A 15,428-nucleotide genomic window follows, 5' to 3' on the forward strand; every position below is an offset into this window, starting at 1 on the left:
AAACCAGAAAATTAAACGGGAGGTCATTAACCATGAGACCAATCACATACAAAGGCTTCAAAATCCAAGAAGGAACAGACATCACGACTGGAAACCAAGTCTTCAAGGTTTACACGAAAGAAGAATGGGCATACGGAGAAGGTTTCCGGGCATACGAATGGGAGGCCTGCACACTGCAAGAGGCAAAGGAATTCATTGATTGTTATTGATGTTCAACAGAAGAAGTCGAAACCAGGGTCATCACCTTGGTCTGCCGGACTTGACCGCCCGGCACTGACGAGACAGGTCATAAATAGCGAGGTAGAGACGTGGCGTAGGCAAGGAACTACAACGGCTGCCGTAGAGGTTGGGACGGCGGCGCCTCGCGATCAAATCGAAAGGAGGGAATGTTTTGATCAAGACAGTTGAATTCCAAGGTGGAATGTATCTTTCAAACGATTTAATTGTTCTTCGAAGAAGGGAAAACTCTTTGGAAATTGCTCTTCCGTTTCATGAAGACACGCCGAATTTTGTCATGAGTATAGGTGAAGCTTATTCGCTCAAAAACGCACTTGATGAAGTCCTGAATGTAAGGCTGCTTACATGTGGGCAAAAGTAAAAGACCCAGCGTTACAGCGCTGAGTCTTCGGTCTTAAAGCACGATTGGGAATCAAGTTAATCGTAGCTTATCAAGTGATTTAACACAAGAGGGAGTGGTTCTGTGGGAGCTTTAAAACTGGTCTCCACGGAAAACATGCCGTATCAAGAATGGCTCCAGTTGAGAAAGAAAGGCTTGGGCGGATCAGACGCTGGCTCTGTCGCAGGATTTAGCAAGTATCGTTCTCCAATTTCCGTTTGGCTCGAAAAGACGGGTAAGGTTCAGCCCTCACAAGAGGAATCACAAGCAGCTCGGTTTGGGCGAAAGCTAGAGCCAGTTGTCGCTGATGAATTTGCTGAACGAACTGGATTAAAAGTCGAGCCAATTCATGAAATGCTCCAACATCGAGATTATCCATTCATGCTGGCTAACCTCGATAGATTGATCTACGAGGACGGGAAACAAGGAGTCTTAGAGTGCAAGACTGCTGATAAATACTTCGCTTCTGAATGGGACGACGAAAAGATTCCCGACCATTATTACTTGCAAGTTCAACATTACCTCGCTGTGACTGGCCTACAGTTTGCATATATCGCTGTTCTGATCGGCGGCAATGACTTCCGACACAAGCGTGTTGATCGGAATGACGAGGTAATTTCCCATCTAATCAAAATCGAGTCTGATTTTTGGCGACTGGTTGAAGAGGATATTCCACCAGCCATGGACGGGGCTGAGACAACAGCAGAGATGATAAAGCAACTTTACCCAGAATCTAACGGCCAAGAAATCATCCTCCCCAACGAGGCAATGGAATGGCTTGAGCAGTATCACGAAGCAGCCGCAAGGATCAAGGAATATGAATTCCTGAAAACCGAAGCTCAGAACAAAATCATGTACGCCATGAAAGATTACGCCATTGGTTGGATTGGTGAGAAAAAAGTTACACGGTCAGTAATTGCTGAGAAGCAAATGAACTTTGTAAAAAAGGCGCATACACGGCTTTACCTACCAAAATCATCATAGGAGGTCGAATGGATGGGGAACCCGCAAGATATGGCTGGAAAGCTTGCCGAACGAACAGGTAACAACTCTCCTGAGAAAAAGGAGACAACGATTTTTGATCTGATTGAGTCCAGAAAGAACCAATTTGCTCAAGCCGCTGGGAACAACATGGATGTAAACAAGTTCCTACGGATCGCAACATTCTGCATTAGAACAAACCCTACGCTCATGAAATGTAGTGCTCCATCGCTGATGTCTGCATTGATGCAGTCGGCTCAGCTTGGTCTTGAGCCAGGAGTATTAGGACATTGCTACTTAGTCCCTTTTTGGTCAAACAAATTAAAGTCTTTCGAAGCTACATTCATTATTTCGTACAAGGGCATGATTGAGCTGGCTAGACGGAGCGGTAACATCCAATCAATCGCTGCTCGAATTGTTTATGAAAATGATGATTTCCAATTTGAATACGGCTTGGAAGAAAAACTGACTCATAAACCTTGCGTAAATGGCGAAAGAGGCCAGATGAAATTGGTTTACATGATCGCTCATTTCACTGGTGGCGGTCATTACATCGAAGTGATGAGCAAGGCGGAAATCGATACTGTCATGATGTCCTCAAAGTCGTATGACAACAGTAAAAAACAGGCGACAGGCCCATGGAAAGACCACTATGAGGAAATGGCAAAGAAAACGGTTATCCGTAGAGCTTGGAAGTACTTGCCTATCAGTGTTGATGATGCGCGTGTAGTCGAACAAGAAGGCACTGTGAAGCATGAGATAGCAGAAGATATGTCAACTGTCGCTTGGATCGATGCGGAAGCATACGCGGTTGAGGAAGATCCAGAGCACCAAGACGCAGATAATCAGGAGTCGGGGTCAGCGACAAATAACGAAAATCAAGCAGACTTATTTTCCCAAGGTTAGATTGGTGGGATGACGCCAAGTGAAAGGTCAAGAATATGATCTGCGGTTCATGCGCTGGAAGGTCTCAAAAACCTTTCAACGCGACGGTGAAGATTGGGCGTTATTGATAGGGAGGGGCAGACGAAAACTCCACATGTGGGAAGTGCCCTATTCCTTTCTGGAGATTGTAAGTCATCGAAGAGTGTCATGAGAGGGGGCAGGGGATGGGCATAGCAGATTACGGGACAACGGGGTTTTTTGTCCTCCCTCGTTCATCCTGGCGGTCAAAAAGGGACAAGCTGCTGTTTTATGACTTAGTAGAACAGGCGAACTACAAGGATACGGCTGGATGTAAACGGGGGCAGCTCATCACCTCTACCCTCCAGTTGTCCAAGGATACAGGATGGACAGAGAAGCAAATCAGAGGTTCATTGGAATATTTGAAGCAGAAAGGACTCATTTCAATAGAGTCTTTCAAGGATCGGAAGAAGGGAATGCGTATCACAATCCTCCCTTACAACGAGTTCCAGGACCTCGATTTTTACTCAAAAAAGGGCGAATTAAAAGGCGAATTGAAGGGCGAATTCGAGGGCGAATTGACGCCATCGGAAAAACCAGCAGTACCAAGGGTTGAAGGCACATCAAAAAAGGGTGAGGGCGAATTGAAGGGCGAATACAAGGGCGAATTTGAGGGCGACTCTTTAACTACAGTATTAACTACAGATAAACAACAAAAAGATTTAAAAGACTTACCCGAGCAGTTGTCGAGCTCAGAACATGTAGAGACCTTTGTTGACTCGCAAATGCTCGTCAACCCGATATCCTCTCTCCCAAGAAAATTGTTTGTTGGATACTTCAACACTATTCGCTTAAAGAGAGCAACAGGCCGGATTGCAACAGGCAAGGCAACAAAGATATGGGACAAGCTGTTGTCCTATTGGCAAAACGAGAAATTAGCTCAGACGCCGGACGGTAGGGCAGCGATCATCCTATATGCTCTCAGCCTTCATGTCATGAAGTTTGATGACAAACAGGAGGAATACACATACGGCATTATTCGACGGACCACAGAGCATGAGGCTCGTCAGAAGATGCTGAAACTCAGGAATCAGGGAGGTGCTGGGCGTGAGATCGCTGCAACAGGTACTGACTCAGGGCGAGCAGAGTATCACCAAAAACGCCGAAGTTTCTAAGCCACCAGCAAGGCAGTGTCCTCATTGCAAAGCATTACTTGAGCCAGTTCAGATCGAGCTACTTGGTCAAAATCGCTGGGGGACAGTCACTTGCCCTTGCGAGACAAAAGCCAGAGAAGCCCATGAGGAAGAAAAACGGAGGCGCGAATGGTTGACACTTTGCCACGAGTTCACAAGCAGAAACAAACTGCTTCCAAAGGCAACGCTAGGAAACTACGACAATCGCAAGGGATGCGACAATGCCATTAAGATTGCGAACAACTTTGTTGATACATACATCGAATGGCAAAGCCAGCGCCCAGGTTTGGGACTATATTTCAACGGACCCAATGGGCTAGGGAAGACGCATCTTCTCACTGGGATGTACAAGGCGCTGATGAGTCAGAACGTTTCGGCAGTGTTCATGACCACCTATCACATGTTCCAACGATTCAAAGAGGTTGGCAAGGTCAACGATTACGAGTACGAAAAACGCCTTTTGAAGGTGTTGTATGGTTGCGAGGTGCTGCTTCTGGATGATGTAGGCGGTGAAGTGCCATATGACTCACGGGCTGAGAAACTACTCGATGTAATCAACGCGCGGAGCCAGAAGAGACCCATTATCTATTCGAGCAATTTTACGACGGGAGCGCTCGAACAGTGGATGGGGAATCAAGGAACGAGAATCGCTGATCGCATCTTGGAGAATGCCATCACAATTACGCTGGATGGTGAAAGCAACAGGGGGCTGATTAACGATAAGCACCATGACTGGCTTGCTGGAAGGGTGAAGGGACTTGGATAATGCTGTCGTACAAACTGAAACCTTGAGCCACGTGCTTGTAAATAATCAGGCTGAACAGAGTGTCATTGGAACTATGTTCCTGAACGAAACCTATTTTCCACTGGTCTACTCGATTTGTAAGCCAGAGGACATGCATTCGCCGCACCACAGGCAGATATACCAAGCCATGGTTGGTCTAAAACAAGAGGGCAAACCAATCGATCTTGTAACGGTGACAGCGCATTTACAGGACAACAAGCTGCTCGATGAGATCGGCGGTGTAGCTTATCTCACGGAGATAGCCAGTTCCGTTCCGACTGCTACAAACAGCGAATACTACGCGAATATCGTTCGTGAGAAGTCCAACCTTCGAAAGATTCACCTCGCAGCACTTCGGATACCAAGCCTGATCGAACAAGAGGTCAATCTTGATATGGCGGTTGAGTACCTGGAAAAAACATTGCAAGAGGTCGTTGTAACCTCCCACGGCAGAGGATTCCGGCAAACAAAGGATGTTCTGCTGAATGTCTACGATTCCATTGAGCAAAACGCGAATAGTGGGGCTGGCGAGGTTACTGGAATGTCAACTGGGTTCACGGACTTGGATCGGATTACGAGTGGGCTTCAAAGATCAGATTTAATCATTGTCGCTGCCCGTCCATCCGTAGGCAAAACGGCATTCGTTCAAAACATAGCCCAGCGTGCAGCAGCAATTTCTGCTGATCCAGTTGCTATCTTTTCGCTGGAGATGAGTGCGGAGCAATTAGTACAGCGCATGATCAGCTCAGAGGCCAATATTGAGGCTGATCGGCTACGCACGGGGCAACTGGAGGCAGGAGATTGGGAAAAGCTCACAGGGGCAATTGCGAGCCTCTCCAAGAAACCCATTTTTATCGACGATACTCCTGGTATTACGGTAAGCGAGATTAAAGCCAAATGCATGCGACTCAAGAATGAACACGGCGGGCAATTAGGCGCTATCATGATTGATTACTTGCAGTTGGTTCGCTTACGAGCAAAGGCGAGCAGTAGGCAGGAAGAGGTATCAGAAATCTCGCGTACCCTAAAAGCCATTGCCCGCGAGCTCGATGTGCCAGTTATTGCACTGTCTCAGTTGAGCCGTGGAGTAGAACAGCGACAAGACAAGCGTCCGATGATGTCTGATATCCGGGAGTCAGGCTCGATTGAGCAGGATGCCGATATCGTAGCGTTCCTGTACCGCGATGACTATTACGACAAGGAGTCAGAACAGAAAAACATCGTCGAGGTCATTATTGCAAAGCAACGAAACGGTCAAACCGGAACGGTAGAGTTGGCTTTTCTCAAGGAGTACAACAAATTTGCTAACTTGGCACCGCGTCAATTGACCATGGTGGATGTACCGAATGACCACGAACAGGACGAGGAAGACACGCCGTGGCGGAGATAGTCAGCGGACTCCCTGGATCAATTCCGGTCAAGGTGCCAATACCAAGTCGCTTGCTTTTGATAGAAGACGATAAAGAACGATCGGCTGCCATGAGGAAATGGTGGGAAGCATATGCAGCCAGATATCCGGAATTCAAAGCTGACCGAAGAGATAAAAAGTTCGTTTACATGGTGAGGCGAGGAGGAGAGCAGCAGTGAAGAAACGGAAGCGCCCGACAGCTCGACAGAAACACGAGATCGAGCAAAGAAAACTCAATCCCGAAAACTGGTTTGTGGAACGTGATAATTCAGAAGTGTTCGTCATCATCCACCGGGTATCAGGAAAGAAACGGACATTCAAGAAAGGGGCATAAGCGGTGCAACGATTGATTATCCCCTTGCTGATGGAGAAGAGACGCCGCAATCAAACGACAAAAAAAATGGAGAATATCTGGGTCGTCCCTTCTTGGAATCATCTGTACACCATCGTCAATAATGCACCAACTCTCGGTAAGTGGGGAGAGCTTTATAAACAGCGTGTGGCAGAGGCTGCTCTCGAGTGGGCCATGGATAACGATTGGGTGATGATTGAGACCAGAAAGGTTATTCTTCGGACCTGGATTTTCTGGAACGACGCACGAGAGAAAGATTGTCACAACACCGATAAAGCCTGGGCCGATGCTTTTGAAGGGATACTCTACAGAAACGACAGTCAGGCATTAATTCAATATCAGGACTTTCAAATTGATCGTGCAAACCCACGTATCGAAATAGAGCCGATTGTTGGCGGTCTGATCATAAGAGACACGCCAGCACGAAAAAACAAGCCATCAAAAAATCAAATGGCTATTGAATTCTAATTCAAGGGAGAGTGTGGAAAATGAGCAATCAAGCACAATTTACGGCAATGGTAAAGAAAATGGCAACGGATGATAAAAAAATGGTGTTGAGCTTGGAGTTGGTCGGGAACATCGAGCCAACTTCGCTAGTGAATGTTCTGGATATGATCGGTGAAAAAGTGACAGTAATCATGGGTAATCCTCAAATGGCTATGAATTTCGATGAGAACGAAAGAGAGGAGCGGCAGGGTCTATCTTTTACGACCGACCTATCTGGCGTGGTTACAGAGATTAAAGGTGGCGCTGGCGAGGATGACCATTCACCCGAGGATACGGATAACGAAAAGGAAGATGGGGGAGAGGAAGGCGACGGGGACGGCAGTTCCACAGAGCCGGGCGATAACCTGGGAGACTCATCAAGCGAACAAGAAGGTGACGGGAACGGGAGTCCAAGTATTTCGGAAGAAGAGGCGGATAGCTTCAATGAGTCCAGCGAAGAAGGAGAAAGCGGGACTGCCGATGACGGGGCAAATGAACCAGAGAAAAAGGGCGAGACGGTAGTCGCGACTGACAAAGAAAAGCTTGAGGCGTTCATTTTAAGCGGACAAGCCCCTGCATTTGAAGAAACGGAATATGACTTCCCTGCATTGCTTGCAAGAAAACAAAATGGCGAAACGTGGATTAAGATTGCATCGTCCATCGGCACCTCTTCCTCCAAACTCCAAACGGCTTGGTCCAAATACAAGAAACTCGTTGCTGAACATATGGCAAAAAACGGTGAGGAACCGGGGGCAGCGTAAAGCTGCTCCTCTCCACAAGAAAGGCGGGATCATATGACAGCCGTTAAACCAGCGCCAAACCATCCTTGGAGACGAAAATTTATAGCGACAAGTCAGGAAAACGAATATATCAAGCAGTCCATCGTTAATCCACAGGTGAACAACTGGAAAGTAGGCGGAGCATTGCCGTCCTGGAACGGGAGGAAATAAGGCTACTCAGGATATCGGCGTCCATGACTACCAAAAAGTTCGTGGACGTCTCCATACACACGAACAGGAAGGTCTGGAAACACGATGGCAACATGACCAGCATCAAGCTGTAAACGGTCGGAATCTTGTTCAATGGCATAGGGAATTTCCATTGCTTCTAGGGCGTCCTTGAGGTAACTGACCTCTGACCAAGGGACCGAGTAATAAAACGACTTTTCCATACGAAACACTCCTTTGCCCCATGGTAACACAGGAGGTTCGGACAAAAAACAAAAGGGTGGGTTGAGAAATGTATGATCACGACTTTGATATGGATGAGAATTACGGGTTCAATACCCAGTTGAATGAAATGATTGATCAAGAAGTGGAAAAGCGTCTGGAGGCAAAGGTTAATGGGTACCATGCAACGCTTGAACGAGAGAAAAGGGTGGTCCAAGTTCAGCATGATCAGCAGAAAAAAATCCGTGAGATTGAGCAGCAACTGAAAGATGCTGAAAAAACCTTTTTCAAACAGGGTGCAGATCAGACAAAACGGGAGCTGATGGGTGGTTTCAAGCCAGGTGATAAGGTTTGGTTTGCTAAAGAAGATTGGACTATCAGCATTTGTGACACATGCCAAGGTAAAGGCAGTCTGGAGGTTATGTCTGTCGCATTACCTGAACCACTCACAGTAACATGCCCTAATTGCCGAGGGAGTAGATCTAAGAAAGAAAATACGTTTATTTCAGAACAGGGGACGATATGCGAAATCAAGATACACATGCGGGCACAAGGAAGGTGTTTTGAAAGTACTTTCTACATTGAACCAGTGGGATTTAGATCAAATATTGATCCTTGGAAGCGAAATCACACAGAAATTTTCCATACAGAGGAAGAATGCCAGCGTTATGTAAATGACATTCTAAATCCTCCGGTCCCACCAGAAAATGTTAAATAGGGAGGGGCAGAAGTGAATAAGACCGTGAATGTCCTCTCGGTATCAGGCGGCAAGGACAGCGCCGCAATGTGGATTTATGCAACAAAGGAGTTGGATGTGGAAGTGTTACCAGTCTTCGCAGACACAGGCCATGAACACCCGTTGACATACGAATACCTGAACTACCTTGAACAACAACTCGGACCGATCAAGCGGGTAAAGGCAGACTTCACCGAGCGGATCGCCAGGAAGCGCATTTATGTACAAAACCACTGGACAAGGAAATTAACCTTAGATGTTGAGGGCCACTGGTACACAGAACGAATTGAAGACGATGAAACAGAACGAGAGCCAGTACCAAAATGGGAACCGGAAGATAAAGCAGTCGAAGGCTTGAAAATAGGGGGTTGGATATGGCAACCGTTCCAGAAAGGCATGACTGAAACAGAGGCTACCTTTGTGGTGGAACGTGCATTGACTGTACTTCACCCAACAGGAATACCATTCCTTGACCTATGCCTTTGGAAAGGGCGCTTCCCATCGACGAAAGCAAGGTTTTGCACTCAGTTCTTAAAGGTTGAGGTCATCCAGGAGCAAGTCTACGAACCATTATTGCTGGAAGGGAACGACATTGTGAGCTGGCAGGGTGTACGGGCAGAAGAGAGTCGGGCGCGAGCGAACCTGCCCGAACGTGAGGATGGGAAAGGCTTCTCGGTTTATAGGCCGCTGATTCACTGGAAGGTAGACGATGTATTTGAAATGCATCGGCGTCATGGCATCGATCCGAATCCATTATACAAGCTCGGAATGGGCCGTGTCGGATGTATGCCATGCATCAATTGCAGTAAAAGCGAGCTGTTTGAAATAGCCCGAAGGTTTCCGGAAGAAATTGCGCGAGTAGCTGAGTGGGAACAATTGGTCAAGTTGGCATCGAAACGCGGGGCGGCAACCTTTTTCCCCACAGCTCACGGTCAAGGCAATGGAATCCACGAATGGGTGGACTGGTCCAAGACTTCATATGGTGGGAAGCAGCTTGATCTTGTCAAAGCAATCGAATTTGAAAACGTGCCAGCGTGTTCCAGCGCTTACGGTCTGTGTGAGTGAGGTGGCATCATGGCAAGAAAATTTCACGAATTTGATTGCAGGTGTTGCGGCAAGCAGGGACACGAGAAACGCCGCATTGATCTGAAACGAAAATGCCCTTGGTCCATCATCGCTCACATGCAATGTGATTGTGGGAGCAAGTGGACGACATACATCCGGGATGAGAGCCGGATCACACCATTTGATGTGCTCGATGAGGACGAGGCCGAATACGAGGCAGTTTAACAAAATGCTCAAAATGAAAAAGGGCGGTGGTATCAGTGAAAATTTGTTATAGAGAGATCAACTTCCGATCAGAGAGCTTACGCTTGATTGAAATGGTGAACACGATCATTGACGAGTACCGGGAAATGGGATATTCCCTAACCCTTCGACAAGTGTATTACCAGCTCGTGGCGCGTGATATCATCCCGAACAACGAGCGTAGTTACAAGAATCTGGGCAATCTCATTTCTGACGGTCGCATGGCAGGGCATATCGACTGGCACGCTATCGAGGATCGTACCCGGAACCTGCGAGCCAACCCACATTGGGAGACGGCAGAACAGATTATTTACGGAGCAGCGAGCCAGTTCGCATATGACAAGTGGGAGGATCAGGATACTTACGTCGAGGTGTGGGTGGAGAAGGATGCCTTGGTTGGAATCGTCGGTCAGATTTGCAGCAGAATGGATGTACCATACTTCTCGTGCCGTGGATACGTGAGTCAATCGGAAATGTGGGCTGCTGCTCAACGTTTAGAACGAATGGCGGGGGATAAGGAGATCGCTATTATCCACCTTGGAGACCACGACCCGAGCGGCAAGGACATGAGCCGTGATATCGTTGACCGTCTGGAAACATTTGAGGTGTTTCCGCAGTTCAAGAGGATCGCACTGAACTACGATCAGGTCGAGGAGTACAACCCGCCTCCAAACCCTACGAAGCTTACAGACAGCAGGGCAGGCGGTTATATCGAAGAACATGGCTATGAGTGTTGGGAGCTGGATGCATTGCGACCGGACGTTATCGAAGGATTGATCAGAGAAAACGTCATGGAGTATTGCGACCTTGACCTACTACAGGCAGCAAAGGAACGAGAGCAAGAAGCGAGAGCCCTATTGCGCAAGGTAGCGGACAACTGGCCTGATATCGAACGTCGTTACTCTTAAGAGTTAGGGAGGGAACACAGCTTGAAACGTGGCGAGGTAGTAGAAAAGCTTTATCGTATCGGTGAAATGTCTGACGAAGAAGTGAAAATAAACGTCGAATGGATTAGGCAAGTAGCTCGTTGTGGCGCAAGTTTGCTGAAACAACAGCCACGAATGGTAAAGGAGCAGGCTCGAAAAATCACAAACAAAAGATTAGGGAGAGCGGGAAAATGACTGTATACAAGATCAAAGGCCAATCAGGAACCGTTGAGCAGCTCATCACCCTGTCAGCGGAAACGCCCGAGCAAGCGTTGGAAGATGCGAAGAAATACTTCCCGAAGCGAATGCATGGTCAACTGTCTGTCAGCTCGTATGAAAACGAGTACCGAGAATTGCTTCGAAAAAACGGCTACCCAGAGCGCGTTCTGGATCAGTTCAGCGACGAGGATTGCGAAGGTGAATGCGAGGCGGTGGGGATAGTATGACCGAGCAGCAAATCGTTGAAACGTTGGGAGTTATGGTGATGGGGTGGAGCAAGGAGCAAATTGATTTCCTGTATCCAGCATGGAACCCACTCCAAAACATAGCCGATGCAATCCAAGTTGCTGAAAAACTGTTTGGAGAGGAGTACCACATTTCCAAACATGACGGCCAATATTGGTTTAGGGCGTATGTCTTCAAAAGAGAAATAGAGGTTACACACGCTGAGTCGATCAACGCTGCGATTGTTGATGCTGCATATCAGGTGGTAGCTTAATAAAACGGTAATGGTTGAAAGTGAGGAGAGGTTTTTTGGATAGACGAGAATTACTCGTAGATGCAATCAAAGGAAGTAAAGAAATTTTGGAGGAACTTGAAGATTTTGCAGCTAACGAAGGGCATCCGAACCATCAAGTGATGCTTGCTGTTCTTGGAGAAATCAGTCGTTTGAAGCAGAGTATTGAGGGGATGGAACAGGAACTTGAACTGGGCCCGAAAAGGAAGAGAGACATCCACGAGTGGTTCAATTTAACCTATGGGCAGTACCTGACGGTCCCAAGGAGTGTCCTGCAATCTATGCCGGAGACGTGGCAGCATCGGTTCGTCGCACTTCTGGAGGAACTCGACGAGTCAGGGTGGATGTCCATGCTACCGAAGGATACGTGCTACAAAGTCGAGCTCTGCAAGATGGAGGATAAAATCAACGGCGATGGCTGGAAGTGGGGCGGGAAGGTGACTGACCGGCTGGCTGACTATCAAAGGGGTAGAAGAAACGTATTTGCTGAGTAATATACCAAAGTGTTCTATAGAGAAGAGACAAAAAAATAAGCCCCCAACCCGGGAGCTCCAAATGTTTGTTCGCATGAACATTATAACACGGGCTTGCCGCGAGGGGGAAGTTGGAAAGATGAGCGCTCAATTAGATTTGTTCGTTAACGCTAAAGACAAAGAGAAAGCGCGTGAGCTATTAAAAGCCTACCCATCGATGAAAGCTGCCGTGGAGATTTACACTGTTGAGAAGTATTTCCCTGAGCAGTACGACTTCACGGAAATTGATATGGCAAACATCGAAGGGAACGGCACGAGAGGTGATATTGATGGGCGTGGTACTCGACGTGACGTTGTCGGCAACACAATCATTCTCAGGGAAGAACGTCCGTTGATGATCCGCACCTACGAGCAAAAGTGCATGGCAATTGAAAGGGCAGTAGGGGCACTCCAGGTAGAAGGACGGGAGATAATCCAGAAATGCTTTTTCGAACAAAAACGGGACAAGCATATCTATGAGTATGAGCTACGCTTGCCAAAGAGCACTTACGACTTTCACAAGAACAGAGCAATTGATAGAGTGACATTCATCCTGAAGGCGGCTGCCATTATCTGAGCCGTCTTTTCTATTGGGCGTTTTTCGTACAAAATCTGAACCTTTCTTGTACCAAAAGTAGGCTTCACCCCTGTTATTATGAGAGCATGAATAACTGTGAATGAGCTACTTGGCTTCGGCTGGGTAGCTTTTTCTTTTCCCAAAACAAACACAAACAATCAGGTGGTGGTGATCATGTAGTGGCAGTCAATTGGGATGAGATCAGAACAGAATACGAAACAACCGATATCACCTTGGTAGAGTTGGGAGATAAACATGGAATCAAGTACCCGACAATCAAAAGCCGCAAGCAACGACAAGCTTGGGAGAAAGGTGCATCCATTGTTGTGAAAGATGCATCTGCACCCAACAAGGATGCATCCAATCGTAGCCGAGTAGGTCCGCCACAAGGCAACCAAAACGCGAAGGGTCATGGAGCGCCCAAGGGGAACAAGAACGCCTTGGGAAACTCGGGTGGAGGTGCGCCAATCAGGAACAACAACGCAGTTACTCATGGCTTTTTCCGCAAGTTTTTCCCAGAAGAGACGCTGACGATCATGGAGCAGCTTGAAACACGCTCTCCACTCGATATGCTTTGGGATAACATCGTAATCCAGTACACGGCGATCATCCGGGCGCAACAGGTCATGTTTGTGACTGACAAAGAGGAAATGATTAAGGAGATCAAAAAGCGCAAATTTGAAGTGGTGGACACAAGCACCAAAGAACAAAGCTCATTCGAGGCTGTAATGACAGAGGAAGAGTACGAATTTCAATTCTCATGGGACCGTCACGCTACATTCCTCAATGCACAGTCACGAGCAATGGCAACACTCCAATCTCTAATTAAGCAATACGAAGACATGTGCAACAAGGGATTGGTAACCGAGGAGCAGCGTCTACGTGTCGAAAAGCTCAAGGCGGAGGTTAAAGCTCTGGAGACCGGAAAAGACGAAGGTGTGCAGATCGTGGACGACATCGAGGATGAGGACGAATGAAAAAGGTCATACTCTCTCAAATTGTCACTCAAAAATTCAAGCGCTTTTGGGTAGCCTCGAAGAAAAAGAAACATCTTCGGTACGTACTAAAGGGCGGTAGGGGGAGCGGAAAGTCGTTCCACATCCCGTTACGGATTGTGACGGACATCATCGAGTACCCTGTATCTGCGCTTGTGATGCGGAAGGTACAGAACACTGTCCAGAAATCAGTGTTTCAACAGATCAAGGCCGCAGCAACCATCCTTGGGGTCAGCCATAAATTCCGGTTTATCCCGTCCAAGTTGGAGATTGTCTACAAGCCCAGAGGTAACAAGATTTATTTCTCGGGTGCCGATGATCCTGAAAAACTCAAGTCGATCAAGGACGCTTCTTTCCCGATTGCTATTCTGTGGATCGAGGAGTTAGCAGAATTCAAGACTGAGGATGAAGTAACGACTATCGAAAACTCTGTTTTACGTGAAGAGTTAGAAGGCAAAATTCAGTCCGAGGCGGAGCTGCGCAAGAAAAAGTATGGATTTGATTACTCGTTTTACTACTCATACAACCCACCAAAGCGTAAACAGTCATGGGTAAACAAGAAGTACGAGTCTCATTCCATCGACGCCAATACGTTTGTCGATCACTCGACCTACCTAGATAACCCTCACCTTTCCAAGCTGTTTATACAAGAGGCTGAGAATGTGAAGAAAAACAAGCCGCATAAGTACGACTGGGAATACGGCGGAAAGGCGATTGGGAGTGGTGTGGTGCCGTTTGACAACCTTGTATTCCGTAGGATCACGGACGAAGAGATCAGCACGTTTGACAACATCCGCCAGGGCATTGACTGGGGCTATGGGGTTGATCCTTTTGCCTTTGTGCGTTGGCACTATGACAAGACACGCCGCAAGCTGTATGCAATGGACGAAATCTACGGTGTAAAGATATCCAACAGGGAAGCAGCAGAGAAGATCAAAGCCAAGGGATATCACACCTTTTTGACTATAGCTGACTCAGCAGAACCTAAGTCTATTGCGGAGATGAAGGAGCACGGGCTGCGAATAAAAGGGGCTAAAAAAGGCCCAGGATCGGTGGAATACGGCGAGAAGTGGTTGGACGATTTGGAAGAGATCGTGATTGACCCAGCACGCACGCCGAATCTAGCCAAAGAGTTTGAGGACATCGATTATCAGACCGACAGTGACGGCGATCCGAAAGCAAAGCTGGAGGAAAAGAACAACCACACCATAGATGCCACTCGGTATGCATGTGAAGAAGATATGAAACATCGAAAGAAGATGGTAGCTGCTCCAAGTTTGTAATGGAGGTGAGCGCATGCAGAAAGAAGAGAATGTGAAGAGGATTTACCCAGAGGCCAGGACAGGTGTAATCAACTGGATCGAGCAAAATTTTCACGACATTGAAGGATTTGTCTGCATCTTCAATTTGAAGGATGGGACAACACAACTCGTCTATGACACCTATACCTACTTGGAGGCTATCGGACTCGCGGAGATAGCAAAAAATACGATTCACGTAATGACTAGAAACGGTGAATTCGTACCAAAGGAACGTGAATGATGGCGGAAGTGCTGGAATTCAAGGCATGGGAGCTTATTGAATTTGCGTGGGGGTTTGGAGTTCGTCACCGGAACGGCGAATGGTCTACGCTCATATTGAAGGGATGCGCCCAAGAGATCGATGTCTCTGGCAAACGTGTGATTCTGCACGACAACGGTATTGAGTTTTTACCGCAGCAGCACGAGGAGACAAGGAGGTGAGGGA

The 15,428-nt window shown here is 47.4% G+C and carries 26 protein-coding genes and 1 other RNA gene; 26 read left to right on the forward strand and 1 reads right to left on the reverse strand.

Annotated features, from left to right (window positions below):
- Positions 1-32: 32 nt before the first annotated feature.
- The 13 genes from FB479_RS30695 to FB479_RS30705 all read left to right on the forward strand — a co-directional run bounded on the left by FB479_RS30695 (position 33) and on the right by FB479_RS30705 (position 7,673).
- Positions 33-209, forward strand: a complete 177-nt coding sequence (locus tag FB479_RS30695) for a hypothetical protein (protein WP_185746441.1) — start codon at positions 33-35, stop codon at positions 207-209.
- Positions 210-223: 14 nt separating this feature from the next.
- Positions 224-291, forward strand: an RNA gene (locus FB479_RS29305) — hammerhead ribozyme type II.
- A gap of 100 nt (positions 292-391) precedes the next feature.
- Positions 392-598, forward strand: coding sequence for a hypothetical protein (locus FB479_RS29310; protein ID WP_142067556.1), 207 nt, complete (start codon positions 392-394; stop codon positions 596-598).
- Positions 599-700: 102 nt separating this feature from the next.
- A complete protein-coding gene (locus FB479_RS29315; RefSeq protein WP_142067557.1) occupies positions 701-1,600 on the forward strand; it encodes a YqaJ viral recombinase family nuclease in 900 nt (299 codons plus the stop codon).
- A gap of 12 nt (positions 1,601-1,612) precedes the next feature.
- Positions 1,613-2,503, forward strand: coding sequence for a recombination protein RecT (recT, locus tag FB479_RS29320; protein ID WP_142067558.1), 891 nt, complete (start codon positions 1,613-1,615; stop codon positions 2,501-2,503).
- A 473-nt stretch (positions 2,504-2,976) separates the two neighbouring features.
- Positions 2,977-3,675: a hypothetical protein gene (locus tag FB479_RS29325; RefSeq protein ID WP_142067559.1), complete on the forward strand. Its 699-nt coding sequence runs from the start codon at positions 2,977-2,979 to the stop codon at positions 3,673-3,675.
- Positions 3,608-4,459 (forward strand): ATP-binding protein, encoded by an 852-nt coding sequence (locus FB479_RS29330; protein WP_185746442.1) that lies wholly within the window; start codon positions 3,608-3,610, stop codon positions 4,457-4,459. Before FB479_RS29325 ends, FB479_RS29330 begins: the two co-directional genes overlap by 68 nt.
- Entirely contained in the window at positions 4,452-5,867 is a 1,416-nt protein-coding gene (gene dnaB, locus FB479_RS29335) for a replicative DNA helicase (RefSeq protein WP_142067561.1), read from the forward strand. Before FB479_RS29330 ends, dnaB begins: the two co-directional genes overlap by 8 nt.
- Positions 5,855-6,064 carry a hypothetical protein gene (locus FB479_RS29340; protein WP_142067562.1) on the forward strand — a complete coding sequence of 70 codons (210 nt, stop codon included), beginning with the start codon at positions 5,855-5,857 and terminating at the stop codon, positions 6,062-6,064. The genes dnaB and FB479_RS29340 overlap by 13 nt, the downstream gene beginning before the upstream one ends.
- Positions 6,061-6,219 carry a DUF6906 family protein gene (locus FB479_RS30700; RefSeq protein WP_185746443.1) on the forward strand — a complete coding sequence of 53 codons (159 nt, stop codon included), beginning with the start codon at positions 6,061-6,063 and terminating at the stop codon, positions 6,217-6,219. Before FB479_RS29340 ends, FB479_RS30700 begins: the two co-directional genes overlap by 4 nt.
- A gap of 3 nt (positions 6,220-6,222) precedes the next feature.
- A complete protein-coding gene (locus FB479_RS29345; protein ID WP_142067563.1) occupies positions 6,223-6,705 on the forward strand; it encodes a RusA family crossover junction endodeoxyribonuclease in 483 nt (160 codons plus the stop codon).
- A gap of 20 nt (positions 6,706-6,725) precedes the next feature.
- The gene (locus FB479_RS29350) at positions 6,726-7,484 is read left to right on the forward strand and encodes a hypothetical protein (protein ID WP_142067564.1); all 759 of its coding nucleotides are present in this window, start codon (positions 6,726-6,728) and stop codon (positions 7,482-7,484) included.
- A 33-nt stretch (positions 7,485-7,517) separates the two neighbouring features.
- Positions 7,518-7,673 carry a hypothetical protein gene (locus tag FB479_RS30705; RefSeq protein WP_185746444.1) on the forward strand — a complete coding sequence of 52 codons (156 nt, stop codon included), beginning with the start codon at positions 7,518-7,520 and terminating at the stop codon, positions 7,671-7,673.
- A gap of 2 nt (positions 7,674-7,675) precedes the next feature.
- On the opposite strand, the gene FB479_RS29355 is transcribed toward FB479_RS30705, so the two are convergent.
- The gene (locus tag FB479_RS29355; RefSeq protein WP_142067565.1) at positions 7,676-7,894 is read right to left on the reverse strand and encodes a hypothetical protein; all 219 of its coding nucleotides are present in this window, start codon (positions 7,892-7,894) and stop codon (positions 7,676-7,678) included.
- A gap of 68 nt (positions 7,895-7,962) precedes the next feature.
- On the opposite strand from FB479_RS29355, the gene FB479_RS29360 reads away from it, so the two are divergent.
- From FB479_RS29360 to FB479_RS30710, 13 genes are all read left to right on the forward strand, one after another.
- Positions 7,963-8,610, forward strand: a complete 648-nt coding sequence (locus FB479_RS29360) for a hypothetical protein (protein ID WP_142067566.1) — start codon at positions 7,963-7,965, stop codon at positions 8,608-8,610.
- Positions 8,611-8,622: 12 nt separating this feature from the next.
- Positions 8,623-9,693, forward strand: coding sequence for a phosphoadenosine phosphosulfate reductase domain-containing protein (locus FB479_RS29365; RefSeq protein WP_142067567.1), 1,071 nt, complete (start codon positions 8,623-8,625; stop codon positions 9,691-9,693).
- Between the two features lie 9 nt (positions 9,694-9,702).
- Complete coding sequence (locus FB479_RS29370) at positions 9,703-9,918, forward strand: hypothetical protein (RefSeq protein WP_142067568.1); 216 nt, start codon at positions 9,703-9,705, stop codon at positions 9,916-9,918.
- 35 nt (positions 9,919-9,953) lie between these two features.
- On the forward strand, positions 9,954-10,844 hold the full coding sequence (locus FB479_RS29375; protein ID WP_255438813.1) for a hypothetical protein: 891 nt from the start codon (positions 9,954-9,956) through the stop codon (positions 10,842-10,844).
- A gap of 21 nt (positions 10,845-10,865) precedes the next feature.
- Positions 10,866-11,057, forward strand: a complete 192-nt coding sequence (locus FB479_RS29380) for a hypothetical protein (protein WP_142067569.1) — start codon at positions 10,866-10,868, stop codon at positions 11,055-11,057.
- Positions 11,054-11,308: a hypothetical protein gene (locus FB479_RS29385; RefSeq protein ID WP_142067570.1), complete on the forward strand. Its 255-nt coding sequence runs from the start codon at positions 11,054-11,056 to the stop codon at positions 11,306-11,308. The genes FB479_RS29380 and FB479_RS29385 overlap by 4 nt, the downstream gene beginning before the upstream one ends.
- Positions 11,305-11,580: a BC1872 family protein gene (locus FB479_RS29390; RefSeq protein ID WP_142067571.1), complete on the forward strand. Its 276-nt coding sequence runs from the start codon at positions 11,305-11,307 to the stop codon at positions 11,578-11,580. The genes FB479_RS29385 and FB479_RS29390 overlap by 4 nt, the downstream gene beginning before the upstream one ends.
- A gap of 35 nt (positions 11,581-11,615) precedes the next feature.
- Positions 11,616-12,092: a hypothetical protein gene (locus FB479_RS29395; protein ID WP_142067572.1), complete on the forward strand. Its 477-nt coding sequence runs from the start codon at positions 11,616-11,618 to the stop codon at positions 12,090-12,092.
- 118 nt (positions 12,093-12,210) lie between these two features.
- Positions 12,211-12,687 (forward strand): hypothetical protein, encoded by a 477-nt coding sequence (locus FB479_RS29400; protein ID WP_142067573.1) that lies wholly within the window; start codon positions 12,211-12,213, stop codon positions 12,685-12,687.
- Positions 12,688-12,866: 179 nt separating this feature from the next.
- A complete protein-coding gene (gene terS, locus FB479_RS29405; RefSeq protein WP_255438814.1) occupies positions 12,867-13,664 on the forward strand; it encodes a phage terminase small subunit in 798 nt (265 codons plus the stop codon).
- Positions 13,661-14,965 (forward strand): PBSX family phage terminase large subunit, encoded by a 1,305-nt coding sequence (locus FB479_RS29410; protein ID WP_142067574.1) that lies wholly within the window; start codon positions 13,661-13,663, stop codon positions 14,963-14,965. The genes terS and FB479_RS29410 overlap by 4 nt, the downstream gene beginning before the upstream one ends.
- A gap of 13 nt (positions 14,966-14,978) precedes the next feature.
- Positions 14,979-15,224 carry a hypothetical protein gene (locus tag FB479_RS29415; protein ID WP_142067575.1) on the forward strand — a complete coding sequence of 82 codons (246 nt, stop codon included), beginning with the start codon at positions 14,979-14,981 and terminating at the stop codon, positions 15,222-15,224.
- Positions 15,224-15,424, forward strand: a complete 201-nt coding sequence (locus FB479_RS30710; protein ID WP_185746445.1) for a hypothetical protein — start codon at positions 15,224-15,226, stop codon at positions 15,422-15,424. The genes FB479_RS29415 and FB479_RS30710 overlap by 1 nt, the downstream gene beginning before the upstream one ends.
- Positions 15,425-15,428 lie beyond the last annotated feature (4 nt).

The sequence above is a fragment of the Brevibacillus sp. AG162 genome (genome assembly GCF_006715575.1).
Classification (GTDB): Bacteria; Bacillota; Bacilli; order Brevibacillales; family Brevibacillaceae; genus Brevibacillus; species Brevibacillus brevis.